Genomic DNA, 26,714 nt, shown 5'->3' with positions numbered 1-26,714 from the left:
ATGTTTTATCCAGATCTTTTTGATGTCATTATCGTAGGTGGTGGACATGCTGGAACCGAAGCTGCTATGGCATCAGCAAGAATGGGAAGGAAAACACTACTTTTAACCCATAATATCAATACGTTAGGACAAATGTCTTGTAATCCAGCCATCGGTGGTATAGGCAAAGGTCATTTGGTAAAAGAAATTGATGCTATGGGAGGATTAATGGCACATGCTATTGATCTAGCAGGGATCCAATTTCGAATATTAAACAGCAGTAAAGGACCTGCCGTAAGAGCAACACGCGCGCAAGCAGATCGATCTTTATATCGAAAGGTAATTAGAACGACACTTGAAAACCAAGAAAATTTGATGTTATTTCAACAATCAGTTGAAGATGTGATCATTGAAAACGATCAGATCACAGGTGTTGTCACTCAAATGGGTGTTTCTTTTAAAGCAAAAGCAGTAGTATTAACCACAGGTACCTTTTTAGATGGTAAGATCCATATAGGACTTGATAATTATAGTGGTGGACGAACAGGTGATCCTGCTGCTATCGGTCTATCTAAAGCATTGCATCAATACCCATTTAGAATGGGACGTTTAAAAACCGGTACTCCACCAAGAATTGATGCTAGAACAATTGATTTTTCACAGTTAGGTACACAATACGGTGATGATCCTGTGCCGGTATTTTCATTCTTAGGTAAAGCAAGTGAACATCCTAAACAGATCCCGTGCTATATCACCAGCACCAATGAAACGACACACGAGATCATTCGTAATAGTTTGGATCGCAGTCCTATGTATACAGGCGTTATTGAGGGTGTTGGACCAAGGTATTGCCCATCAATAGAAGATAAAATTATGCGTTTTGCGGATCGTAATTCGCACCAGATCTATTTAGAACCAGAAGGATTAGACAGTAATGAGATCTATCCAAATGGGATCTCAACAAGTTTACCTTTTGATACTCAACTTGCTTTTGTACGAAGTATGAAAGGATTAGAAAATGCGAATATTGTCAGACCGGGTTATGCGATCGAATATGATTATTTTGATCCTCGAGATCTCAAACCAACGCTTGAAAGTAAAGTGATCAAAGGATTATTTTTAGCAGGACAAATCAATGGTACTACAGGTTATGAAGAAGCTGCAGCTCAAGGCATGTTGGCAGGATTAAATGCTGCGCGCTTTGTTTATGATCAAGATCAATGGTATCCAACTCGTGATCAAGCTTATTTAGGAGTATTAGTTGACGATCTTTGTACACTTGGTACCAATGAACCTTATCGTATGTTTACTTCACGCGCGGAATATCGTTTAATGCTTCGTGAAGATAATGCAGATATTCGCTTAACAGAAATTGGCCGTAAATTAGGTATGGTTGATGATTATCGTTGGCAACGTTTTAACGAAAAATTTGAAGCTATTGAGCAAGAAAGAGCGCGTTTACGTGATATATGGGTACACCCGCATATTGAAACTATCGATGAAGTAAATGCGGTATTAAGTGCTAATCTAACCAAAGAAGCCAATGGTGAAGAGCTGCTTAAACGTCCTGAAATGAGCTATCAAACCTTAAAATCACTATCACTTTTTGCGCCTGGACTGTCTGATGAGCAAGCAGCTGAACAAGTTGAAATTCAGGTCAAATATGATGGCTACATCAAATTACAGATAGAAGAGATTGAACGTCAAAAACGTAATGAAGAAACACTTATTCCTGATCATATAGATTATGCAGAAATTTCAGGTTTATCAAACGAAGTTGTTGCCAAATTAAAGCAACATAAACCTGTATCAATTGGACAAGCTTCACGTATATCTGGTATTACGCCGGCAGCGATCTCAATGCTATTAGTTTATTTAAAAAAGAAGAATTATGTTAAAAAAGAAACTCATTAATCTTATTGATCAAACGGATCTTTCGATCTCTGATCTACAAATTGATCAGCTGGTTAACTATGTTGAAATGCTTAATAAATGGAATAAGGCTTATAACTTAACTGCGGTGCGCGATCCAAATGAAATGCTCATTAAACATATTATGGATAGCTTAGTTGTGTCGCCTTATTTAATGGGTCAATCTTTTATCGATGTGGGTACAGGTCCTGGTCTACCAGGCGTTCCATTAGCTATTATTAATCCTGATAAGCAATTTGATCTGGTTGATAGTTTAGGCAAACGTATTCGTTTTTTAAAACAGGTACAATTTGAATTAAAACTTACCAATATCAATCCAGTACAAAGCAGGATTGAAGAGTATACCGATAAAAAATTTGATGGTGTTATTAGTCGTGCTTTTGCTTCTTTGCAAGATATGCTTAATTGGTGTAAGCATTTGCCTAATCAACAAGGCGCTTTTTATGCCCTAAAAGGCAGTGATATTGATGCTATTCCTGTCGGTTTTACACTTAAACAATATATTAAACTCATCGTTCCACAATTAGATGCCGAGAGAAGTTTAGTTATTATTCAATAGTTTTATATTCAAACATATAGTTTACCTGAAACTTCTTAACAAACTTATTTTTTACGTTTTTTCAGGTAATCTTTAATACCATTAACAATAGCAGTAGATATTTGGATCTGGAATGCCGCTGTATTTAATTTTTTTTCTTCATCGGCATTGCTAATAAAGCCTGTTTCAACTAAAACAGATGGAATATCAGGCGCTTTTAATACCGCAAAACCGGCTTTTTCAATTGATGGTTTATGCAATTTATTGACACCTTTCATGCGATTCAAAATAGAACTCCCCAAAATTACCCCATTGGTAAGCGTAGTTTTTTGTACTAAATCTAAAATAGTGTTATCTAAATATTTATCGCCACTGCGACTTACTCCACCTATTTGATCGGCTTCATTCTGCGTTTGTGCCAGATAACTAGCAGCTGAACTACTTGCGCCTTTAGTTGATAGGGCAAAAACAGTTGATCCTTTTACAGTTCGATCAATAAAGGCGTCAGCATGAATGGAAATAAAAAGATCCGCTTGTAAAGTACGAGCTTTCTGCACTCGTACATTTAAAGGTATAAAGACATCTTCATTACGAGTCATATAAACTTTTATATTGGGTTCTTTCTTAAGTAGATCATAAGTACGTCGAGCTATTTGCAATACGATATCTTTTTCACGTGTATTTTTTAAACCAATAGCTCCAGGATCTTCACCTCCATGACCTGGATCAAGCACAACTACTATAGGTGAATTTTTATTTGGTGTGTTTTTCTTCTGCCCGGGGGTATCTTTACCTTTATTTTTATCTTTATCTACTTTTATTTCAGGTTGTTTGTTAATAATCTCGCCATTTTTATACTCTTCTAATAGAGTAAGTAAAGGATCATCATCTTCAGTTGAAGCTACTATAGATGGATAAAGATCAATAACTAAACGATTCTTATATTTTTCAATCGGTGGAAGTGTAAAAGTATTTGGTTTAATATCCTGTTTTAAATCAACCATTACTCTTACTGTTTTGCTATTTAGCTGAACAACATTTATCGATTTAATATAAGGATCGCGGCTTAATACTTTTGATGATATTTTTTTTAAGGTCGCATCTAAATTAATATCATTGATATCAATAGCAAGTCGTTTTGGATTGTTTAGTAAAGAACATTTATATTTTAGATGTGTATTTGTCTCTATTGTGATTCTTGTATAGGTAGATGAAGGCCAAACACGTACAGCAACTACTTTAGCTAATGCAGCAGCAAAGCCAACACGAGTGACAGATAATAAACATGTCGCAATGATACCTTTAATTAATAGGCGTTTAGTTGGACTGTGTGTTTTGGGCATATCTAAACTATTTATTTACTGAGACAATTGACCGCGAATAATAACATAAAATATTTATTTTTTAAAAAGAATGATTATCATCTTCGCCTACTTTTTTGATAGGTGATTTATGCATATTTTTTTATTTTAGATGAATCATTTTTTTATAAATAAAAGATATTTGTTTATCTTATTAATTTATTATTACATTTTTGTTAATAGAACTATTTTATAAATATCAATGTGCAAAAAAATTGATTAAATTCAATAATAAGTTAATTTTTATGTATTTTACTCTTAGTGATTTAAATTTAGTTACTACTTTTTAATATATCGCATTAATTAAAAAAGAGTTATTTTATATTTTATTTTTAAAGATAAAATATAACTTTAATCAAATATTAGAATTTATTTTGAAATTATAAATATGTTAACTGTAGTTAATTGATAATCTACAATATATCCGTATATTTTATTAAAAAATATAAAGTATTACGTTGTATTACTGTTTTTTATTTTATTATAGACCCTACAATCACAAAGGATTACAATATGAGATGCTAAAATCGCGGATTTAAACCCGTTTTCATTTTAACAATTAATTATAGCTGAGTTATTGATGAGCAAAAAACTACATATAAAAACATGGGGATGCCAAATGAATGAGTATGACTCAACCAAAATGGCTGATCTCCTTGAATCGACCCATGGTTTAACATTAACTGAAAATGCAGAAGAAGCAGATATTCTACTACTTAATACTTGCTCTATTCGAGAAAAAGCCCAAGAAAAAGTATTTCACCAATTAGGACGCTGGAAAAATCTTAAACAGCATAATCCTAATATTATTATTGGTGTAGGTGGTTGTGTGGCTTCTCAAGAAGGCGCTCATATTCGTAAGCGAGCCCCTTTTGTCGATATTATTTTTGGACCACAAACCTTTCACCGTTTACCCGAGATGATAGAACAAATCCGTAGTGGTAAAGGTCAACATGTTGTTGATGTTAGTTTTCCTGAAATTGAAAAATTTGACCGTTTGCCTGAACCTCGCAGTGAAGGCCCAACAGCATTTGTCTCTATTATGGAAGGATGTAACAAATATTGTACTTATTGCGTGGTACCTTATACTCGTGGTGAAGAAGTAAGTCGACCTTGTGATGATGTTATTTATGAAATAGCACAACTTGCTGAACAAGGTGTACGTGAAGTGAATTTACTGGGTCAAAATGTTAATGCTTATCGCGGACCAACTTTTGATGGTGATATTTGTTCATTCGCTGAGTTATTGCGTTTAGTGGCTGCCATTGATGGTATTGATCGTATTCGTTTTACCACTAGTCATCCAATTGAATTTACTGATGACATTATTGATGTATACCGTGATACGCCAGAATTGGTTAATTTTTTACATTTACCGGTACAAAGTGGTTCTGATCGAGTATTAAATTTAATGAAGAGAACCCATACCGCAATAGAATATAAATCCATTATTCGCAAATTACGTAAAGTACGCCCAGATATTCAAATAAGTTCAGATTTTATTGTTGGTTTTCCTGGCGAAACGCAAGAAGACTTTGAGCAAACAATGAAACTCATTGCTGATGTGAATTTTGATTTAAGTTATAGTTTTGTTTATTCTGCTCGCCCAGGCACACCTGCTGCTGAAATGGAAGATAACGTATCAGAAGAAGAGAAAAAACAACGTCTATATATTCTTCAAGAACGCATTAATCAACAAGCAATGCAATTTAGTCGTCGTATGTTAAATACAGTGCAACGTATTTTAGTTGAAGGTCCGTCTAAAAAAGATTTGATGGAATTAACAGGCAGAACAGAAAACAATCGTATTGTTAATTTTGCAGGTTATCCTAATATGATTGGAAAATTTGTTGATGTTGAAATTACCGATGTTTATCCAAATTCATTACGTGGTAAAGTGGTTCGAACTGAAGATGAAATGGATTTACGAGTAAGTCAATCGCCAATGTCTGTGATATCTCGAACTCGTAAAGAAAATGATTTAGGGGTAGGAATTTACCATCCATAATAAAAAGTAGATATTTAGCTAACTTATAATATAAAAAATTATTATATATAATGGAATGAAAGAAAAATAATATGTTTGTTATATTGGTGACTTTTGGACGAGAAGTCAACGAGTACAAAGGGTGATGTCATTATCCAGATTGTTGTGCAATAAAAAACAATACACTCAAATAAAAGTAGCTAAATATTTTACTTTTTAATCCCTATTTTTGGTTATGAAATGTTAAAAAATATAAAATATAATCACTGTAATTATGATTATATTTATAAATTACTAGAATAAATACCACTAACATTTAAACAACAAACAGTATGTTATGTTGGAAAAGAATAAAAAGTGAAATTCCAACGACAATGTTAGTAAATAAAATAAAAGCGCAAGAGTTTTATAAACAGCAAACTAAAAAAGCCGTTAATAATATTGTATTAGGAAATATTATTAGCTGTAACCGTTGTAAAAAGGATTTTGAAAGGGGTGGAAAAGTGCTTTTTATGTGAACAGCGTCTTAGTGATTAAATTATTATTAAGAGGGACTTAACTTTGGATATTATTACACATGAAATAATGCTTGAACCAGAAGATAATAAGAGGCTTAATAGTCTTTGTGGTCCTTATGATGACAATATTAAACAACTTGAAAGTCGATTAGGTATTGAAATTAATCATCGGGGGAATCTATTTGTTATAACTGGTAATGCTATCTGTGTTAAAGCTGCAAAGCGTATTTTACAGTCACTTTATAAACATACCAAAAGTAGAAATAAAATTGTAGATATTGAAGCTGAGCAGATCCATTTAGCCATAAAAGAGTCAGGTGCACTCGAGATAATAAGTGAACACCCATTAACATATATTCATAACCAAGAAGGTAAGTTGGTTATGATTAAAACCAAGCGTGGTGTTATAAAACCACGAACCCCTAATCAAGCACAATATATTGCCCATATCTTGGATTATGATATCACTTTTGGTATTGGCCCAGCTGGAACGGGTAAAACTTATTTAGCTGTAGCTGCGGCTGTTGATGCGTTAGAAAAACAACAAGTTCGTCGAATTGTATTAACTCGTCCCGCCGTTGAAGCTGGCGAAAAACTTGGTTTTTTACCTGGCGATCTAAGTCAAAAAGTAGATCCTTACTTACGACCTCTTTATGATGCTTTGTTTGAAATGCTTGGTTTTGAAAAAGTTGAAAAGCTCATAGATAAAAGTGTAATTGAAATTGCACCTCTTGCTTATATGCGTGGACGTACACTTAATGATGCTTTTATCATCCTTGATGAAAGTCAAAATACGACTATTGAGCAAATGAAGATGTTTTTAACCCGTATCGGTTTTAATTCCAAAGCAGTAATAACGGGTGATATTACCCAAATAGATCTCCCTCGCAATCAAAAATCTGGCTTGCGTCATGCTATAGAAGTATTAAGTAAAGTTGACGAAATTAGTTTTAACTTTTTTAATAGTGATGATGTGGTTCGCCATCCAGTGGTTGCCAGAATCGTTAATGCTTATCAAAAATGGGAAGAACAGCAGCAGAATGCTGTTAAAAGTATTTAGAGGAGTATTACTATCCCTATCTCAAGTAACAACAAGAAAAGCAATATTCGTGATCACTCGGCAGAAACTAATTTATTTTTGCGACGAGCACTGTTTGCTTTTATTGTAATTATCTTATTATTATTAATTTTACTTGTTAACTTAGCTGATCTTCAGATTGCTAATTTTAGTTATTACAGTACTAAATCTAATAATAATCGTATTGAAATTATTCCTATTCCACCTAGCCGTGGTATGATTTATGATCGTAATGGTACACCACTGGCCATTAACAATATTACTTATCAACTTAATATTATTCCCGATAAAGTCAAAAACCTTAATGAACAATTCGAGCAGTTAAAAGCTATTGTTGATTTAACAGATGAAGATATCGAAAATTTTCAAAAGGAGCGCCGAAATTATAAGGCTCATCGTCCAGTCCCATTAAAAGATAATTTAACTCAACAACAGATAGCACATTTTGTTGTTGATCAACACCGCTTTCCTTATGTTTCCATTGTTGGGATACAGCATCGTTATTATCCATATGAAGCATCATTGACTCACATTATTGGCTATATTTCGAAAATTAACAGCCAAGATAAACAACGTTTAGAAGAGGAAAACAAAAGTAGTAATTATGTTGCTACATTTAATATCGGTAAAATGGGAATTGAAAAATATTATGAAGATGTATTACATGGCATTCCAGGTTATGAAAAAGTAGAAGTTAATAGTCGAGGACGAATCGTAAATCAAATTAATCAACACCCACCACAAGCTGGTGAGGATATCTATTTATCCATCAATCTTAAGTTACAACTTTATATAGAACAATTGTTAGCAGGACGTAAAGCTGCGGTAGTCGCTATTGATCCTAATAACGGTGAAATTTTAGCCTTGGTTTCAAGTCCTACTTATGATTCTAATCCATTTGTAGGAGGGATATCGAGTGATAAATATAAAGCCTTACTTAACGATCCTAATAAACCGCTTTATAACCGAGCGTTACTTGGTTCATATCCACCTGCTTCAACAGTAAAACCTTATATTGCTATTGCCGCTTTAAGCGAAGGTGTTGTTACACCAAAAAGTGTAGTTAACGATCCTGGATGGTGGCAATTACCAGGAACCGAGCGACGTTATCGAGATTGGTTAAAATGGGGACATGGAAAAGTCGATGTATTAAAAGCAATTGAAGAATCAGTTGATACCTATTTTTATCAAGTTGCTTATGATATGGGTATTGATCGCTTAAAAGCATGGATGACTAAATTTGGTTTTGGTGAAAGAACGGGAATAGATATTTCAACCAATGAAGAGAGTCGTGCTGTCATGCCAAGCCGTGAATGGAAAATACAACGACATAAAAAATCTTGGCTACAAGGAGATACAATTCCTGTAGGTATTGGTCAAGGTTATTGGACGGCAACCCCAATACAAATGGCAAAAGCATTAACGATATTAATCAACAATGGTAAAACCTATACCCCACACTTTTTATTATACAAAAAGAGCGATATATTAAACTCTAATGAGCAACAGCCAATAATTAATCCAGAAAAGTATTTAGAAAATAATAGTTTATCTGATGTTAATCCAAATTATTGGGCTCTCGCTAAAGAAGGCATGTATCGTGTTATGTTTGGTTCGCGGGGAACAGCACGTAAAATTTATGCTGATGCTAAATATCAAGCAGCAGGTAAATCAGGAACGGCACAAGTTTATGGGTTAAAAGTAGATGAAGTCTACAATGCCCATAAGATCCCTGAGCATTTACGTGATCACGCCTTGTTTGTTGCTTATGCACCTTATGATAAACCCAAAATTGCTTTGGCTATTGTGTTAGAAAATGGTGGTGGTGGAAGCTCAAACGGTGGTGCTGTGGCGCGAAAAATATTAGATTTTTACCTTCTTGGTAATAATTCAACGCAGTTAGATGAATCATCACCAAATACAGGGACTGAAGATTAATTATGAGTAATATCAAAAAATCTTTTTGGCAAAAGATACATATTGATCCACTATTTTTTCTATTTATTACTTTATTACTTGGCTACAGCCTCTATATTCTTTGGAGTGCAACAGGTCAAGATATCGATATGATTGAAAAACGCGTCATTCAAATCGTATTAGGTTTTATTGTGATGATTGTATTTGCACAGTTTTCACCTAGAACATATGAAGCATGGGCGCCAACACTGTATGTAATCTGTATTGTTATATTACTATTAGTGGATATTTTTGGGTATACCAGTAAAGGGGCACAGCGTTGGTTAGATTTGGGTATTTTACGCTTTCAACCTTCTGAAATTGCCAAAATAGCTGTGCCATTAATGGTGGCAAAATTCATCCATCGTGATGGTTGTCCGCCACCACTAAAAACAACTTTACAGACATTGGCTATTATTGGTGTACCTACCTTACTTGTAGCGATGCAACCTGACTTAGGTACGGCTATTTTAATTGTCATGTCTGGTATTTTTATTATTTTTTTAGCTGGAATCGATTGGCGATTTATTCTGGTTGCTGTTGTTTTAATTGCTGCTTTTTTACCAATTATGTGGTTTTTCTTAATGCATGACTATCAGCGACTTCGGGTTTTAATGTTATTTAATCCTGAACTCGATCCTAGTGGCGCTGGTTATCATATCATCCAGTCGAAAATAGCGATTGGTTCGGGAGGGATCTGGGGTAAAGGTTGGCTTAGTGGCACTCAATCACAATTAGAATTTTTACCTGAAAGACATACCGATTTTATTTTTTCGGTTATTGCTGAAGAATTTGGTTTTGTTGGCACAATTGTTCTACTTATTCTATTTTTATGTTTAATTATACGTGGATTAATTATTGCTTCACAAGCTCAAACAACCTTTGGTAGAACCTTATCTGGCGGGCTAATTTTAGTCTTTTTTGTGTATGTGTTTATTAATATTGGTATGGTCAGTGGAATCTTACCAGTAGTTGGTGTACCATTACCGCTAATAAGTTATGGTGGCTCTTCTTTAGTCGTTTTAATGGCAAGTTTTGGCATTATGATGTCTATTCATACACATCGATACATGTTATCTAAAAACATTTAACGGAATTAAAATAAATGAAAAAGAAATTTAAACTATCTTTCGCTTTTTTAGCATTCGCGATTTGTTCAACTGCGTCAGCTGAAATGGCTTTTCCTATTCCTGCTATTCCACAATTAGATGCAGAGTCATATATTTTAATTGATGCCAAATCAGGTGAAATTTTAGCGCAATATAATGCGGAACAACAACGTGATCCTGCCAGTTTAACTAAAATGATGACCAGTTACGTTATCGGTCAAGCATTGCAATCAGGTCGTATAAAAAATGATGATATGGTTGTTGTAAGCAAAGATGCTTGGGCAACGGGTAATCCTGTACTTAAAGGGTCATCACTCATGTTTTTAGAAGTGGGTAAAACCGTTTCAGTTGCTAATTTAAATAAAGGCATTATCATCCAATCAGGTAATGATGCCTGTATTGCTATGGCTGAACATGTTGCAGGTAGTCAAGGTGCATTTGTTAATTTAATGAATGAATATGCTAAAAAGATTGGTTTAGAACATACGCATTTTGAAACAGTACATGGGCTTGATGCGCCAGGACAATATACAACCGCTAAAGATATGGCATTTTTAGGCCGAGCACTAATTCGTGATCTTCCAAATGAATATGCTATCTATAAAGAAAAAGAATTTACTTATAATCTTTCTAAACCTCAATTAAATCGTAATGGTTTACTTTGGGATACGACATTAAATGTCGATGGGATTAAAACAGGACATACTAATGCGGCAGGTTATAATTTAGTTGCCTCTGCTGTAGATGGAAATACCCGTTTGATCTCAGCGGTATTAGGCGGCCGAACTTTTAAAGGTCGTGAAGAAGAGAGTAAAAAATTATTAGTATGGGGATTTCGCTTTTTTGAAACGGCTAATCCTGTTAAAGCAGATAGTGCATTAGTCAATCAAACAATTTGGTATGGTGATCAAAATAAAGTTCCATTAGGATCACTTGAGGGCGCTTATGTTTCTGTACCAAAAGGACGCGCTGCTGATGTACAAGTACAATATACTATTGATAATTATATTTATGCACCAATCGCTAAAGGTACCAGCGTAGGTAAAATACAATTTTTATTAGATGGCAAAGTAATTAATGAACAATCATTAGTCACTTTACAAGATGTTCAAGAAAGCGGATTTTTTGGCACAATTTGTGATTGGATTGTTCTTCAGTTCAATAAACTATTTGGTTAATTCTGATTGTTAATTAACAAGCTGTTAAAAGGGTTTATTAAAGCCCTTTTAATGAATTTTTAATCACATAATTCCATGTATACTTACTTTTTCTCACTTACTTAAATTCAACCTATCTAGATAAATTCAGCTAGATTTCCGTTATGCAAATTACCTGCTACCATTGTGTCACTTGATGATAGCAAATAAATTATCTTTGCAAGAAAATCGTAATAACAGAAAATACTGAGTTATCGTTCAACTTATAATGAAAGGATAATAAATATCTTGTTAATATTTGAAAGATTACTTTATTAAAAATTATGATTTAGGTTAGCAATAAGGAATCTTTTTAAAGTTAATACCATTGATATTTTATACTTTTATTTTAATCTTAATTTATAACAGATAAATAATTTATCCTTTTTAATATTGAATTAAAACATAAATAAAAATTTAAATGATATAGATATCTGAATATTTTTTACAAAATTTTCCAATTTCTTTTTTTATACAATTAAATTTTGAACCTTATAAAAGTTTAATTAATGACAAGGATTATTATTTAAAAAAGGGCTTTAATAAGTCCTTTTTTATGATGCTAATTTGTATTTCTATAAATTTTTAATCCTTATTTTCATATATACTTACTTTTTCTCACTTACTTAAATTCAACCTATCTAGATAAATTCAACTAGATTTCCGTTATGCAAATTACCTGCTACCATTGTGTCATTTGATGATAGCAAATAAATTATCTTTGCAAGAAAATCGAAATAACAGAGAATACTGAGTTATCATTCAACTTATAATGAAAGGATAATAAATATCTTGTTAATATTTGAAAGATTACTTTATTAAAAATTATGATTTAGGTTAGCAATAAGGAATCTTTTTAAAGTTAATACCATTGATATTTTATACTTTTATTTTAATCTTAATTTATAACAGATAAATAATTTATCCTTTTTAATATTGAATTAAAACATAAATAAAAATTGAAATGATATAGACATCTGAATATTTTTTACAAAATTTTCCAATTTCTTTTTTGTATAATTAAATTTTGAACCTTACAAAAGGTTAATTAATGGAAAAAATAGAAAACTGATATCAAGAATTTAAGTTAATCAATATTAACTTTAAATAAATCTAGTAATATTTACCTAAATATGGTATAAAACGCGCGCTAGTTTTTTGCATTATTTTTTGAAAAGTTAATGCGAATAAATAGCATTAAATTTAATTATTAATTAACGTTATAACACACACATATCATTACTCTTTTCCGGGGTGCCTTTTGCTAAGTACAAACAGGTCGGATAAAGCGGATATGTGGAGGCATAACCCCAACGTCAAAATGAGGAAATCATGACTACAGTATCAATGCGCGATATGTTACAAGCGGGTGTACACTTTGGACACCAAACTCGTTATTGGAACCCAAAAATGAAACCATTTATTTTTGGTGCTCGTAACAAAGTTCACATCATCAATCTTGAAAAAACAGTTCCTTTATTCAATGAAGCGTTAGCAGAATTAAACAAGATTGCCGCTCGTAAAGGTAAAATTTTATTTGTTGGTACAAAGCGTGCAGCTAGCGAAGCGATTAAACAAGCCGCTGAAAGCTGTGGACAATACTATGTAAATCACCGTTGGTTAGGTGGTATGTTGACTAACTGGAAAACAGTACGTCAATCTATCAAACGTCTAAAAGATTTAGAAACACAAGCTAATGATGGTACATTTGACAAATTAACCAAAAAAGAAGCATTAATGCGTGCTCGTGAAATGGCTAAATTAGAAAATAGCTTGGGTGGAATTAAAAATATGGGTGGTTTACCCGATGTGATTTTTGTTATTGGTGCAGACCACGAACATATCGCTATCAAAGAAGCTAACAATTTAGGTATTCCAGTCATTGCTGTTGTTGATACTAATTCAGATCCTGATGGTGTTGATTACATTGTTCCTGGTAATGATGATGCAATTCGTGCTATTCAATTATATGCAAATGCAGTAGCTGAAGCAGTACGTTCTGGTCGTGAGCAAAATCAATCTCCAGTATCTGAAGAAAGCTTCGTTGAAGAAGCTCCAGCAGCTGAGTAATAAACTCAAATATTTTCAGGGTCGATAATAAACATCGACCCATTCTAATGACAATCATCATAATGGTTAACTAGAGGATTTAAAAATGGCTGAAATTACCGCTTCTATGGTAAAAGAACTGCGTGAAAGAACTGGCGCAGGTATGATGGAATGTAAAAAAGCATTAGTTGAAGCGAATGGCGATATCGATCTTGCTATCGACAACATGCGTAAATCTGGTCAAGCAAAAGCGGCTAAAAAAGCAGGTCGTGTTGCGGCTGAAGGTGTAATTATTTCTAAAATTGCTGCTGATAAAAAATCAGGTGTAATCTTAGAAATCAACTGTGAAACTGACTTTGTTGCTAAAGATGCTGGTTTCTTAGAATTTAGTGATAAAGTTGCTACAGCAGCATTAAATGATGGCTTAACTGATCTCACTGCTTTACAAGCAAAATTTGAAGAAGAACGTACAGCTTTAGTTGCTAAAATCGGTGAAAACATCGGTATTCGTCGTGTTCAAAAAATTGCTGGTGAAGTTGTTGGTAGTTATCAACATGGCGCACGTATTGGTGTTTTAGTTGCTGCAAACAGCGGCTGTGACGAAGAATTAGTTAAACATATTGCTATGCACATTGCGGCAAGCAAACCAGAATATGTTAGCCCAAGCGATGTTCCAGCTGATGTGGTTGAACATGAACGTAACATCCAAATTGATATCGCTATGCAATCTGGTAAACCACGTGAAATCGCTGAAAAAATGGTTGAAGGCCGTATGCGTAAATTCACTGGTGAGGTATCTCTTACTGGTCAACCATTTGTTATGGATCCAAGCAAAACAGTTGGTGATTTACTAGCAGAGAAAAAAGCGACAGTTGCTAAATTTATCCGCTTTGAAGTGGGTGAAGGCATCGAAAAAGTCGAAGTTGATTTTGCAGCCGAAGTTGCTGCGATGTCGAAACAATCTTAATTGTTTCATAAAAACCGCCGTTAAGGCGGTTTTGTTTATCTACAAAATATTTTAAAATTACTGTTAACAAGTATAGCTTGTCAGGTAAATAAGTAACCAAATAACGAATAGTGAGACTTCATATGGCAACCCCTTTCTACAAACGAATATTACTTAAACTCAGTGGTGAAGCACTACAAGGCGACGAAGGTTTTGGTATCGATCCAACCGTTCTTGATCGTATGGCACAAGAAATTAAAGAACTCATTGAAATGAATGTTCAAGTTGCTGTCGTTATCGGAGGGGGAAATCTATTCCGAGGTGCTGGCCTTGCTAAAGCGGGAATGAACCGCGTTGTAGGCGATCACATGGGAATGCTGGCAACGGTAATGAATGGTCTTGCTATGCGTGATGCGTTGCACCGAATTGAAGTTAATGCGCGTTTAATGTCAGCCATTCCTTTAAATGGTGTGTGTGATGATTATCGTTGGACTGAAGCAATTAGCTTGCTTCGTCATGGCAAAGTCGTTATTCTTTCTGCTGGTACTGGTAATCCATTTTTTACAACTGATTCTGCTGCATGTTTACGTGGCATTGAGATTGAAGCTGATGTTGTTTTAAAAGCGACTAAAGTTGACGGTGTTTACTCAGCTGATCCTGTTAAAGATCCAACAGCAACATTGTATAAAACGTTAAATTATGAAAAAGTATTAGATGACGAATTAAAAGTAATGGACTTAGCTGCCTTTACTTTAGCACGCGATCACAATTTACCTATTTGTGTATTTAATATGAACAAACCAGGTGCATTACGTCGGGTCATTTTAGGTGAACAAGAAGGAACATTAATTAATAATCAGGCAACAGTTAGCTGTTAGTCTTTTTTATTTCAATATAAGGTTTTTATTATGTTAAATGAGATTTTAAAAGAAGCGCAAGCGCGCATGGAAAAAAGTATTGATGCGTTTCAAACTCATATTTCTAAAGTTAGAACAGGCCGTGCATCACCAAGCTTATTAGATGGGATTATGGTTGAATATTATGGTAGCCCAACACCACTTCGTCAATTAGCTAATGTGGTTGCGGAAGATGCCAGAACGTTAGCAATTACTGTATTTGATAAATCATTAACGCCTCTAATTGAAAAAGCAATTTTAACTTCAGACTTAGGACTTAATCCAGCATCTGCAGGTACAGTAATTCGTGTACCATTACCACCATTGACCGAAGAGCGCCGTCGTGATTTAACTAAAATCGTACGTAATGAAGCTGAACAAGGTCGCGTATCAATTCGTAATATCCGTCGTGATGCAAATGATCAAATTAAAGCATTGTTAAAAGATAAAGAAATTTCTGAAGATGATGAACGCAAATCACAAGATTTAATTCAAAAAGCAACTGATGCTGCAATTAAGAAATTAGATGCAGTACTTGCTGATAAAGAAAAAGAACTAATGGAATTTTAATTTCAAATTATAATGTTATTGCTAAGACGCTCGGTTTTTAACTGGGCGTTTTTTTTGGTATTTTCAACTAAATTGATCATCTGTAACCATTATCTTGATTTTAAATTATCATAATTTAAGTATATAATGTTGCTATAATAACAAAATTTGTTATTTTTATAACATTGTTATTTATATGCAATAATATATATTAGACATCATTATTAACATAATTTAAGGATCCCATTATGAGTTATGCAAAGTATATTGATCATACTTTACTGGCAATGAATGCGACAGAAGATCAAATTCGTAAACTCTGTGATGAAGCGAAAGAATATCATTTTTATTCTGTTTGCGTTAATTCAGGCTATGTACCTTTAGCTGCAAGCTTATTAAAAGGCTGTGATGTAAAAGTTTGTTCTGTAGTTGGTTTTCCACTTGGTGCAATGTTAACTTCAGCTAAAGCGTTTGAAACTGAAATGGCAGTTAAAGCGGGCGCAAAAGAAATTGATATGGTTATCAATGTTGGATGGTTAAAAAGCAACGATTGGCAAGCCGTTAAAAATGATATTGAAGCTGTGTTTAACGCATGTGGCGATGTACCATTGAAAGTGATTTTAGAAACCTGCTTATTAAGTAAAGACGAAATTGTAAAAGTTTGTAATATCTGTAAAGAGATAGGTGTCGCTTTCGTTAAAACTTCAACTGGTTTTAGTGTGTCGGGTGCAACGGTTGAAGATGTTAAATTGATGCGTGAAACCGTCGGTGATAAAATGGGCGTTAAAGCTTCTGGTGGTATTCGCGATCGTGCAACAGCTGAAAAAATGGTTGAAGCTGGCGCAACACGATTAGGTGCAAGCGCAGGTATCGCTATTGTATCAGGTAACGAAACATCATCAGGTAATTATTAATTTACCTTTAAGCTACCTTTATCAGGTAGCTTATTGCTGTTTATGGAATAGCAATGCAATCACAACCACAAAAAAGAGTAAATGCACTTATTGAACTCTTAAAAACGATGGATAAAATTCACTTAAAAGATGCCGCACAATTACTTGCTGTATCTGAAATGACAATTCGTCGTGATCTTAATCATTTACCAACCTCATTGACGGTTCTTGGTGGTTATATTGTTAATCAAGCCCGTCATTCTATTGCCACATATTTTGTATCCGATCAGCAAGATAAACAGGTCAAAGAAAAGCTTCATATTGCAAAACTGGTGAGTCAATTAGTAAGCGAGAATGATACTATTTTTTTCGATTGTGGCACAACTATGCCTTTTATCATTGATGCAATTGATGATCAAATATCTTTTACCGCCATTTGTTATTCTTTTAATGCTTTTTTAGCATTACAACATAAACCTAATTGCAAAATCATTTTATGTGGTGGTAATTATCATATTGATAATGCCATATTTACCAGTATCAATCAGCATAACCAATTAGATTCTATCTGCCCTAATAAAGCCTTTATTTCAGCTGCTGGTATTGATTTTACACAAGGTGTTACTTGTTATAATTTTGATGAACTTAGCATGAAGCATAAAGCAATACAAAAATCTTCTACTAATATTTTGATCGCCGATCATACTAAATTTAATCAAGTTAAGCCTGCTTTAATTGGTGATCTTAGTTTATTTAATTTAGTTATCACTGATAAAGCGCCGAAGTCGCAATATATCTCTTATTTTAAAGAAAATGACATTGGGTTAATGTATTAATTATGAAAAATATCACAATTTTAGGTTCAACGGGATCAATTGGTTGCAGTACCTTAGCGGTTATTCGACAAAATCCGACTTTATATAAAGCTTATGCGTTAGTCGGCGGTAAAAATGTTGTCAAAATGACACAGCAATGCCAAGAATTTAAGCCAAAATATGTGGCTATGGCTGATCAACATGCCGCAAGTGAACTTAAAGCCAACTTAATTAACTTAAATTTAGATATTGATGTTTTTGCTGGCGATGAAGCGATTTGTGACTTAGCTCAATTACCTGAAGTTGATCAGGTTATGGCTGCAATTGTTGGTGCTGCGGGGTTAAAACCAACGCTTGCTGCTATAAAAAAAGGTAAATGTATTTTGTTAGCCAATAAAGAATCATTAGTCACTTGCGGTCATTTATTTATGCAGGCAGTTAAACGTTATGGTGCCCAGTTATTACCTGTTGATAGTGAGCATAATGCCATTTTTCAGAGTTTACCTGCATCAGTTCAACAAGATCTAGGTTTTGCCAATTTAACCGATCATGGTATTACTAAAATTGTATTAACGGGTTCGGGTGGTCCATTTCGAGATTTTCCTATTGATAAGTTGGCATCTGTCACTCCAGAACAAGCGGTTGCACATCCAAACTGGTCAATGGGTAAAAAGATTTCGGTTGATTCTGCAACCATGATGAATAAAGGACTTGAATACATTGAAGCACGCTGGTTATTTAATGCAAGTCCAGAGGAAATGGAGATTATTGTTCATCCTCAATCGATTATTCATTCAATGGTTCGTTATCAAGATGGTAGTGTGATTGCTGAATTAGGTGTACCTGATATGTGTACGCCGATTGCTTATTCAATGTCTTATCCTAAACGTATTAATTCGACTGTTCCAGCGCTAGATTTTACTAAAATAGCATCACTTACTTTTAATCAGCCTGATTTTGATCGCTATCCATGCTTAAAATTAGCCATTGATGCTTCTAATCAAGGTCAAGCAGCAACAACAGCATTGAATGCCGCTAATGAAATTGCCGTAGCTGCATTTTTAGAAAATAAAATCGGTTTTATGGACATTGCTAAACAGGTATCAAAGGTTTTAGAAAAGCTTACTTTTCCAGAGCCAACAACGATTGAAGACGTATTTGCTATTGATCTATGGGCAAGAGAAACCTGCTTAAAATTATAATAATACGACCCAAAAGTTAATATTAAGGCTCTTATATTTCAATCTTAGAAATTATCGCTTGATAGATTATTTTGTGCTTGCTCAGTAAGTGCTTGCACAATAGCAGCTTTATGTACCTCATCACTATAATCTTGGTTCTTTTCTGGACTAATACCTAATTTTAAAAATAAAGCATTATCTTTATCGACTTGAGGATTGGATGTAGTTAATAACTTATCACCATAGAATATTGAATTAGCACCGGCTAAAAAAGCCAATGCTTGCATTTGCTCATTCATTTGTTCTCTTCCTGCTGACAAACGTATATAAGATTTAGGCATCATAATACGAGCGACCGCAAGCATTCTAATAAAATCAAATGGTTCAATATCTTTTTCATTTGCTAACGGTGTACCTTTAACTTTAACTAAATTATTAATAGGAACACTTTCGGGGTGTTGGTCTAAATTAGCTAGTTGAATCAATAAATTGGCTCGATCTTTTAATGTCTCACCCATACCCAAAATACCACCCGAGCAAATTTTAATACCGGCCTGCCTTACATAAGCCAATGTTTGTAAACGCTCACCGTATGTACGTGTGGTAATTATTTGTTGGTAAAACTCAGGTGAAGTATCTAAATTATGATTGTAAAAATCTAAGCCTGCATCGGCTAATGCGTAAGCTTGTAGCTGGGATAATAGTCCCAGAGTCATGCATGTTTCCATACCTAGAGCTTTAACACCTTTTACCATCTCCAAGAGATAAGGCATATCTCGGTTTGTCGGATGCTTCCAAGCAGCACCCATACAAAAGCGTGTAGCGCCTACAGCTTTGGCGGCTTTTGCTTCTTCAATTACTCTTTGTACTTCAAGTAATTTTTCTTTTTCTAAGCCAGTATCATGATGGATAGACTGAGGGCAATATTTACAATCTTCAGGACAAGCCCCTGTCTTTATTGATAACAGGGTAGAAACTTGTACTTTATTTGCATCAAAATATTGTCGATGTATGGTTTGTGCTTTGAAAATAAGATCATTGAAAGGTAATTGAAAAATATCCATCACTTCAGACAATACCCAGTCATGACGAATGGCATTTAATGACATAGAAAATCCTTTTAAGAATCAACATAAATCTGTATGCATCATAATACATAACCTTATATTGTCAACTATTTTAATTTAAATTAGTTGACATAAAAAGAGGTAATTAATGTACTTTTGTTATACAAAAGTTGATTTAACTGAAAACAGATATCCTGCGCATAAAACCGTTCATTAGCGAGTAAATTGATACAAGGATCATATAACAAACGAGCTATCATTTTCTCATTTTCTATTATTTTGTTATGCCATTTGTTTAGTGTATAAAGCTGGATTATTGCTTATAAATGATTGCAAAAATGTGCTAGTAGTGTAGTTAATACTCTTTTAATGTTTTATGTACACGACAAGGGGAGCCCATTGCGACCACATTACTGGGTATATCGCGATCAACAATGCTCCCTGCTGCAATAACACTATTATCACCGATTGTTACATTAGGTAATACAATTACATTACCTCCAATCCAAACATTATTGCCAACCGTAATTGGCTTGGCAAATTCTAAGCCACTATTTCGAGTTTGGCTATCAATTGGATGTCCTGAGGTATAAAAACCACAATTGGGCGCCACCAGCACATTATCACCAAATGAAATTTTGGCTGCATCTAACATGATACAGTTAAAGTTAGCGAAAAAATTTTCGCCAATTTCGATATTATAGCCATAATCACATTGAAATCCTGGCATGATGGTAAATTGTTGCCCTGTTTTTCCTAATAGTTTTTTAAACAGATGTTGCCGTTGGTTTTCGGCTAATGGTGATAATTGATTTAATTGAAAACAGATATCTTGCGCATAAAGCCGTTCATTAGCAAGTAAGTTGATACAAGGATCGTACAACAAACCTGCTAACATTTTTTCTTTTTCTGTCATTTTGTTACGCCATTTGTTTAGCACATAAAGCAGGATTGTCGCTTATAAATGATTGCAAAAATGCGCTATCAGGTAGTGCTGTTAATGCCCCTTTTTTGGTGGTGGCTAAGGCACCACAGGCACTGGCAATGGTCATCATACTTTCTAACATTAATTTATCTTCTGGCATTCCTGATGAAGCAATACTACTAAGTAAACCCGAAACAAAAGCATCACCCGCTCCAGTTGTATCAACGCTATTAACATGATATGAGTCAAAAGAGAATATTTTGCCTTGCCATAACACAATGCTTCCATCCTTGCCTTTAGTGACCAGTTTTAGTGGTGCATTATAGTGTTGTTGTAATTTATTTAAGGCAATATGCCAGTCATTGCTTTCGGTTAGCCAAAACAGTTCTTCATCTGATAATTTGAGTATATCGGCATCATGGCAAAATTGAGTAATAGTTGTGCGCATTTCATCTTTATTTTCCCACATTTGTTCACGAAGGTTAACATCAAAACTGATTAAACCATTTTTAGCCGTAAGATTTTCGATAGCCGTTTTTAATGTTTTTCGACAAGTATGACCTACTAATGCTAAAGAGCAAAAATGTAATATGTCTTGATTGAAGCTAGGAATCGCCTGTTCTGATAAAAATTGGTCAGCAGACGGTGAAACTAAAAAGGTAAAACTACGCTCACCATTATGCCCTAAATCTACAACTACAGTACTGGTTCTATGATGATCATCTTTTTCAAGACTCTGACAATCAACATTATATTCACGGAAAGTCTTTTCCATAAAATGACCAAATGGATCGTTACCAACACGACCAATAAAAGCGGAAGGTAGCCCCAATTTTGACACACCAATGGCAACGTTAGCTGGAGCACCGCCAGCGCAAGCTTGATAATTCATATCACCAAATGGCAACAAATCGATAACAGCATCCCCAAGAGACCAAACTTTAGTATTATTCATTTTTTACTCGATTATAGTTAGTTACAACAGTAATTTAGCTTAGTATAGATATTAGTTATTGCCAAATTTCGTGAAATTAGCCATCTTTTATCTTGTTTACAAAATAGTTGAAAAACAGTTTATTATGATAATTAATAAAAGTCTTTTTTAAAACTAGTCATAGACTAAATCATTTGTCGAAAAATTCATTGTTAACGTTAAAAATGTGTGACTTTCATCACAAATTTTATCTATTTTTTCATTAATAGTTAACGTTAACAATTTATTTGGAGTATTATTATTAATCATGATATGTAATACTGGATAAGAGAGGGGTTTTATGTCTACAGCCGTTGATAAAGCTAATTTAGCTGTGAAAAAACTAGAGAAAGTGATGAACAAACAATATTATCCACATTTTCATTTAGCCCCACAATCTGGCTGGATGAATGATCCCAATGGTTTGATCTATTTTAAAGGTCAATATCACGCTTTTTACCAACATCATCCTTATGATGAAAATTGGGGACCCATGCATTGGGGTCATGCTGTTAGCGATGATCTTGTGACATGGCGAAGGCTACCTATTGCTATCGCACCAGGTGATGATTGGGATAAAAATGGCTGTTTTTCTGGTTCGGCTGTCGATAATAATGGTGAATTATACTTGATCTATACTGGTCATATTTGGTTAGCAGGGCAGGGTAATGATGAAAAAATTTCTCAATCTCAATGCTTAGCAACCAGTAAAGATGGTATTCATTTTAAAAAACATGGAACCATACTTGTGCCAGAAAGCGGTATTATGCATTTTCGAGATCCTAAGGTTTGGCTACAGGATGATACATGGTGGATGGTTGTTGGACAACGTGATACAAATGATGTTGGACAAATTTTACTTTATCATTCAAAAGATTTTAAAAGTTGGACATTCGACCATGTTGTTGTAAGTGATATCGATCCTAATGTTTATATGCTTGAATGCCCTGACTTTTTCAAGCTTGGTGATAAATGGATTTTAATGTTTTCACCACAAGGTATGAAAGCTAAAGGCTATCAGAATCGAAATCGTTTTCAATCTGGTTATATTGTTGGTGATTGGCAACCGGGTAAAAAGTTTTCAATAATCAAACCATTTCAAGAAATGGATTTTGGTCATGACTTTTATGCACCGCAATCGTTTCAAGCTGCTGATGGACGACGCATTGTGTTTGCTTGGATGGATATGTGGGAATCGAGTATGCCAAGTAAACAAGATAAATGGATGGGTTCATTTACACTTCCTCGTGAATTAATATTGGATAACAACAATAATGTTCGTAATCGCCCAATTAAAGAGCTCACAGCATTGCGTGAACAACGACAATCATTAAGTGAAATAATCCTTAATAATGAACTGAAAAATACCAATATTAAATCAATTAGTTGTGAACTCAATGTTGAGTTTGATTTATCACAAAGTACCGCAGAACGATTTGGTTTGCAGCTATCGGCAACCAAAAATGGTGAACAAGCAACATTGTTATATGTGGATTTGCAATCAAAACGTATTATTCTTGATCGTAGCCTTTCTGGACTTGAGTTAAAAGGCTACCGTAGTGTACCACTACCAAAAACGAAAAAACTATCCTTACATGTTTATATTGACGCATCATCGGTTGAAGTATTTGTTAATGATGATTTGTATAGTCTTTCTAGTCGTATCTATCCTAAATTACCAGCAGAACGACAAATAAATTTATTTGCGGAAAATGGTAGTGCCAAAATTACTCGACTTGACAGTTGGCAACTAAAATCCATTTATGCTTAATTTATATTTAAATTGACCGCTTGATAGCGGTCAATTCATTTATATTTGTTAATGATGATTTGTATAGTCTTTCTAATGGTATCTATCCTAAGTTACCAGCAGAACGACAAATAAATTTATTTGCGGAAAATGGTAGTGCCAAAATTACTCGACTTGACAGTTGGCAACTAAAATCTATTTATGCTTAATTTATATTTAAATTGACCGCTTGATAGCGGTCAATTCATTTATATTTGTTAATGATGATTTGTATAGTCTTTCTAGTGGTATTTATCCTAAATTACCAGCAGAACGACAAATAAATTTATTTGCGGAAAATGGTAGTGCCAAAATTACTCGACTTGACAGTTGGCAACTAAAATCTATTTACGCTTAATTTATATTTAAATTGACCGCTTGATAGCGGTCAATTCATTTATGTTTATTACAAAGAGTTCCTTTCTAAGTAAGGCGAAGCCACATAGCTGATTTCTGTTTCTGTTTGACCATTGATGATATGTAACGCTGCTTGCTCGCCTATTTCATAATGCGGTAATTGAACTGTCGTAAGCGGTGGAAAAAATAGTTCACCAGTACCGACCATGTTGTCATAACCTAATATAGCCACATCTTTGGGTATATGAAATCCTTGACCAAGTAAGTATTGGTAAGCAACAAAAGCAATGCGATCATTACCACAAATTAATACATCAAAATCCGGTGTGTTATTACAATGTTGTTTCAATATATCAATTGTCGTCATATATTCTTGGGCGATATTATTTTCCAATATCGGCATATGATAACTGGCCATTTTTTTCAAATTTTTACCAGCATCAAGCCAAGCTTGTTCTGCACCCTTACGACGGGTTTTACCTGCTAATGTTTTTTCTGATAAATAGATACATAACGGTTTTTTATAACCTTTTTGTATCACCTGTTGCATAGCTTGATATTGACCTGTGTAGTCATCGGGAATATAGCAAGCCAGCTTTTCACTATCAGTAACACAATTTGCCAAAACAATATTTTTGCCAAGTAACTTTTCGGGAAGATCAACTTTTCTAAGTCCCATCGTGGTGTAAATAATGCCGTTAGGACGATAGGATAAAAGAGTATTAATTGCATGATCAGGCTCTTTATCATCAAATAAATTAACAATAAAGGTATTCCAACCATGATTTTGAGCAGTTTTTTCTATAGCTTGTAATAATTCTACGGAAAATGGTGTCATTGCTGTTTCTAAAGCTAAAACGCCAATAGCACAAGGGCCTGAGTTATCACCACGAATTTTTCTGGCTGAGAGATCAGGGACATAATTAAGTTGCTCAATGGCTTGTTTTACGCGTTGATATGTCTGTTTATTTAATTTTTCAGGATTATTAATTGCACGAGAAACTGTCATCAATGACACTGATGCCAATTTTGCAACATCCTTAAGTGAAGCCATAGTTAGATCCTTTTGCTCAATTTAATAATAATTGTTATCAATCATTGCTTATATGTGATGATACCACAAAAATTAATGATAAAAAGTGTGAGCTAAGTAACAATTATGATAATCGATAGTATCTATTTCGTGTTAAATATGACAATAATGTTAACATTAACATGTTAACGTTAAACTTCAACAATATAAGAGTAATAAACATGAATATGATGCAAAATAGAAATTATTGGTTCTCGTCAGGTTATCTTATTACCTTCTATGCCGCTTGGTCACTCTGGTGGTCTTTTTATGCTATTTGGTTAAAAAGTAAAATTGGCTTATCTGGTGAGCAGCTTGGTATTGTTTATGCCGCTAACTCTGCTGCTGCTATGTTTTTTATGATTTTTTATGGCATTATTCAAGATAAATTACAGATAGGCAAAGCAGTAATTACTTTTCAAAGCATTGTTATGATACTGATTGGGCCGTTTTTAATTTATGTATATGAACCTTTATTACGAAATGATTTTTTGTTAGGTGTCTGTATTGGTGCGCCAGTATTAAGTGCTGGCTTTATTTCTGGATGTGCTTTGATTGACTCTTTTATTGAGCGAATTAGTCGATTGTTTGGTTTTGAATTTGGTCCTGCAAGATTTTGGGGATCGTTTGGTTATGCTGCTGCAACTTTTGTTGCGGGTATTTTATTTGGTATCGACCCGCATATTAATTTTTGGATGGCATCTGGCGTTGCGGTTATCTATTTCACTATCAATTTAATTTTTAAACCGAAACAAGTACTTTCTACAAACAACGAAGCACAAGCAGTAATACAAAAACCAACCATCCCAACGATGAGTGAAATTCTTTCTCTATTTGGTATGAAAAAGTTTTGGTTATTTGTCTTTTTTATCATCGGTACTAACAGCTTTTATACTATTTATGATCAGCAGCTTTTTCCAAATTTTTATACCAGCTTTTTTGATAAACCAGAGGATGGCTATCAAGTCTATGGTTATTTAAATTCGTTCCAGGTATTTTTAGAAGCAACTTGTATGATTTTGGCACCTTTCTTTATTAATAAAGTAGGGGCAAAAAAATCACTATTAGTAGCTGCAATGGTGATGATTTGCCGAATTTCATTATCAGCAACCTTAGACAATGTTTATCTGATTTCGTTAGTTAAGCTCTTTCATGCAATTGAAACACCATTATTTATCTTAGCTGTATTTAAATACGTGGTAGGTAATTTTGATGAAAGATTATCATCTACTTTGTATTTAGTCGGCTTTAATATTTCATCAAATGTTGGTGTTATTGTTTTATCATGGTTAGTGGGTAAATTATTTGATAACACAGGTTATTCAACAACATTTTATGTATTGGCAAGTATTGTGTTATTTATTTTGATAATCTCAATATTTACTTTAAGTGATGATAAAAAAACCAAACAACCATAATATCAAAACGTCTGGTATGCCGTATTATTTAGTATCAAAATGGGAACATTTGCTTTCCATTTTGATTTTTAATTAGGATAAATGAATACAAAACTTGCTTCCTGCATAAGTTTGCGAAACAATGTTAGCA

The 26,714-nt window shown here is 33.9% G+C and carries 25 protein-coding genes; 19 read left to right on the top strand and 6 right to left on the bottom strand.

Annotation, left to right across the window (positions count from 1 at the left end; genetic code table 11):
- Together mnmG and rsmG are read left to right on the top strand one after the other, a co-directional pair.
- Entirely contained in the window at positions 1–1,893 is a 1,893-nt protein-coding gene (gene mnmG, locus GAPWK_RS14045; RefSeq protein ID WP_025316843.1) for a tRNA uridine-5-carboxymethylaminomethyl(34) synthesis enzyme MnmG, read from the top strand.
- Positions 1,871–2,470, top strand: a complete 600-nt coding sequence (gene rsmG / locus GAPWK_RS14040) for a 16S rRNA (guanine(527)-N(7))-methyltransferase RsmG (RefSeq protein ID WP_038517645.1) — start codon at positions 1,871–1,873, stop codon at positions 2,468–2,470. Before mnmG ends, rsmG begins: the two co-directional genes overlap by 23 nt.
- 44 nt (positions 2,471–2,514) lie before the next feature.
- Here rsmG and GAPWK_RS14035 read toward each other — a convergent pair whose 3' ends face one another.
- Positions 2,515–3,792 (bottom strand): N-acetylmuramoyl-L-alanine amidase, encoded by a 1,278-nt coding sequence (locus GAPWK_RS14035; protein ID WP_025316841.1) that lies wholly within the window; start codon positions 3,790–3,792, stop codon positions 2,515–2,517.
- Positions 3,793–4,390: 598 nt separating this feature from the next.
- Between GAPWK_RS14035 and miaB the strand changes: the two genes are divergently transcribed.
- From miaB to ispC, 13 genes are all read left to right on the top strand, one after another.
- Positions 4,391–5,818: a tRNA (N6-isopentenyl adenosine(37)-C2)-methylthiotransferase MiaB gene (gene miaB / locus GAPWK_RS14030; RefSeq protein WP_025316840.1), complete on the top strand. Its 1,428-nt coding sequence runs from the start codon at positions 4,391–4,393 to the stop codon at positions 5,816–5,818.
- Positions 5,819–6,129: 311 nt separating this feature from the next.
- Positions 6,130–6,315, top strand: coding sequence for a hypothetical protein (locus tag GAPWK_RS15295; RefSeq protein WP_238551130.1), 186 nt, complete (start codon positions 6,130–6,132; stop codon positions 6,313–6,315).
- A gap of 43 nt (positions 6,316–6,358) precedes the next feature.
- Complete coding sequence (locus tag GAPWK_RS14025; protein ID WP_051516294.1) at positions 6,359–7,375, top strand: PhoH family protein; 1,017 nt, start codon at positions 6,359–6,361, stop codon at positions 7,373–7,375.
- Between the two features lie 18 nt (positions 7,376–7,393).
- Positions 7,394–9,331: a penicillin-binding protein 2 gene (gene mrdA / locus GAPWK_RS14020; protein ID WP_038517643.1), complete on the top strand. Its 1,938-nt coding sequence runs from the start codon at positions 7,394–7,396 to the stop codon at positions 9,329–9,331.
- A gap of 2 nt (positions 9,332–9,333) precedes the next feature.
- Positions 9,334–10,440, top strand: coding sequence for a peptidoglycan glycosyltransferase MrdB (gene mrdB, locus GAPWK_RS14015; protein WP_025316838.1), 1,107 nt, complete (start codon positions 9,334–9,336; stop codon positions 10,438–10,440).
- A 14-nt stretch (positions 10,441–10,454) separates the two neighbouring features.
- A complete protein-coding gene (locus GAPWK_RS14010) occupies positions 10,455–11,636 on the top strand; it encodes a serine hydrolase (protein ID WP_025316837.1) in 1,182 nt (393 codons plus the stop codon).
- Positions 11,637–12,986: 1,350 nt separating this feature from the next.
- Complete coding sequence (gene rpsB / locus GAPWK_RS14005; protein WP_038517639.1) at positions 12,987–13,724, top strand: 30S ribosomal protein S2; 738 nt, start codon at positions 12,987–12,989, stop codon at positions 13,722–13,724.
- Between the two features lie 85 nt (positions 13,725–13,809).
- Positions 13,810–14,670: a translation elongation factor Ts gene (gene tsf, locus GAPWK_RS14000; protein ID WP_025316835.1), complete on the top strand. Its 861-nt coding sequence runs from the start codon at positions 13,810–13,812 to the stop codon at positions 14,668–14,670.
- A 122-nt stretch (positions 14,671–14,792) separates the two neighbouring features.
- Positions 14,793–15,527 (top strand): UMP kinase, encoded by a 735-nt coding sequence (gene pyrH / locus GAPWK_RS13995; protein WP_025316834.1) that lies wholly within the window; start codon positions 14,793–14,795, stop codon positions 15,525–15,527.
- Between the two features lie 30 nt (positions 15,528–15,557).
- Positions 15,558–16,115 (top strand): ribosome recycling factor, encoded by a 558-nt coding sequence (frr, locus tag GAPWK_RS13990; RefSeq protein WP_025316833.1) that lies wholly within the window; start codon positions 15,558–15,560, stop codon positions 16,113–16,115.
- Between the two features lie 227 nt (positions 16,116–16,342).
- On the top strand, positions 16,343–17,008 hold the full coding sequence (deoC, locus tag GAPWK_RS13985; protein ID WP_025316832.1) for a deoxyribose-phosphate aldolase: 666 nt from the start codon (positions 16,343–16,345) through the stop codon (positions 17,006–17,008).
- Positions 17,009–17,061: 53 nt separating this feature from the next.
- Positions 17,062–17,823: a DNA-binding transcriptional repressor DeoR gene (gene deoR / locus GAPWK_RS13980; protein WP_025316831.1), complete on the top strand. Its 762-nt coding sequence runs from the start codon at positions 17,062–17,064 to the stop codon at positions 17,821–17,823.
- Between the two features lie 2 nt (positions 17,824–17,825).
- Positions 17,826–19,004: a 1-deoxy-D-xylulose-5-phosphate reductoisomerase gene (gene ispC, locus GAPWK_RS13975; RefSeq protein ID WP_025316830.1), complete on the top strand. Its 1,179-nt coding sequence runs from the start codon at positions 17,826–17,828 to the stop codon at positions 19,002–19,004.
- A gap of 44 nt (positions 19,005–19,048) precedes the next feature.
- On the opposite strand, the gene bioB is transcribed toward ispC, so the two are convergent.
- From bioB to GAPWK_RS13960, 4 genes are all read right to left on the bottom strand, one after another.
- On the bottom strand, positions 19,049–20,092 hold the full coding sequence (bioB, locus tag GAPWK_RS13970; RefSeq protein ID WP_025316829.1) for a biotin synthase BioB: 1,044 nt from the start codon (positions 20,090–20,092) through the stop codon (positions 19,049–19,051).
- A gap of 80 nt (positions 20,093–20,172) precedes the next feature.
- The gene (locus GAPWK_RS15650) at positions 20,173–20,310 is read right to left on the bottom strand and encodes a maltose acetyltransferase domain-containing protein (protein WP_080692521.1); all 138 of its coding nucleotides are present in this window, start codon (positions 20,308–20,310) and stop codon (positions 20,173–20,175) included.
- Between the two features lie 95 nt (positions 20,311–20,405).
- Positions 20,406–20,966, bottom strand: a complete 561-nt coding sequence (locus GAPWK_RS13965; RefSeq protein WP_025316828.1) for a sugar O-acetyltransferase — start codon at positions 20,964–20,966, stop codon at positions 20,406–20,408.
- A 4-nt stretch (positions 20,967–20,970) separates the two neighbouring features.
- Positions 20,971–21,930 (bottom strand): aminoimidazole riboside kinase, encoded by a 960-nt coding sequence (locus tag GAPWK_RS13960; RefSeq protein ID WP_025316827.1) that lies wholly within the window; start codon positions 21,928–21,930, stop codon positions 20,971–20,973.
- A 319-nt stretch (positions 21,931–22,249) separates the two neighbouring features.
- Between GAPWK_RS13960 and GAPWK_RS13955 the strand changes: the two genes are divergently transcribed.
- The 3 genes from GAPWK_RS13955 to GAPWK_RS14945 are packed head-to-tail and all read left to right on the top strand — an operon-like array spanning position 22,250 to position 24,095.
- Positions 22,250–23,719, top strand: a complete 1,470-nt coding sequence (locus GAPWK_RS13955) for a glycoside hydrolase family 32 protein (protein WP_025316826.1) — start codon at positions 22,250–22,252, stop codon at positions 23,717–23,719.
- 20 nt (positions 23,720–23,739) lie between these two features.
- Positions 23,740–23,907, top strand: a complete 168-nt coding sequence (locus tag GAPWK_RS14950; RefSeq protein WP_238551129.1) for a GH32 C-terminal domain-containing protein — start codon at positions 23,740–23,742, stop codon at positions 23,905–23,907.
- 20 nt (positions 23,908–23,927) lie between these two features.
- Positions 23,928–24,095 carry a GH32 C-terminal domain-containing protein gene (locus GAPWK_RS14945; RefSeq protein WP_238551128.1) on the top strand — a complete coding sequence of 56 codons (168 nt, stop codon included), beginning with the start codon at positions 23,928–23,930 and terminating at the stop codon, positions 24,093–24,095.
- Between the two features lie 48 nt (positions 24,096–24,143).
- Here the strand turns inward: GAPWK_RS14945 and GAPWK_RS13950 are convergent, their stop codons facing one another.
- Positions 24,144–25,148, bottom strand: coding sequence for a LacI family DNA-binding transcriptional regulator (locus tag GAPWK_RS13950; protein ID WP_025316825.1), 1,005 nt, complete (start codon positions 25,146–25,148; stop codon positions 24,144–24,146).
- Between the two features lie 200 nt (positions 25,149–25,348).
- Between GAPWK_RS13950 and GAPWK_RS13945 the strand changes: the two genes are divergently transcribed.
- On the top strand, positions 25,349–26,584 hold the full coding sequence (locus GAPWK_RS13945; RefSeq protein WP_038517635.1) for an oligosaccharide MFS transporter: 1,236 nt from the start codon (positions 25,349–25,351) through the stop codon (positions 26,582–26,584).
- Positions 26,585–26,714: the final 130 nt, after the last annotated feature.

It is taken from the genome of Gilliamella apicola (assembly GCF_000599985.1).
Classification (GTDB): Bacteria; Pseudomonadota; Gammaproteobacteria; order Enterobacterales; family Orbaceae; genus Gilliamella; species Gilliamella apicola.
The sequence above is the reverse complement of the archived record's forward strand: the minus strand, read 5'-3'. Positions and strand labels throughout refer to the sequence as shown.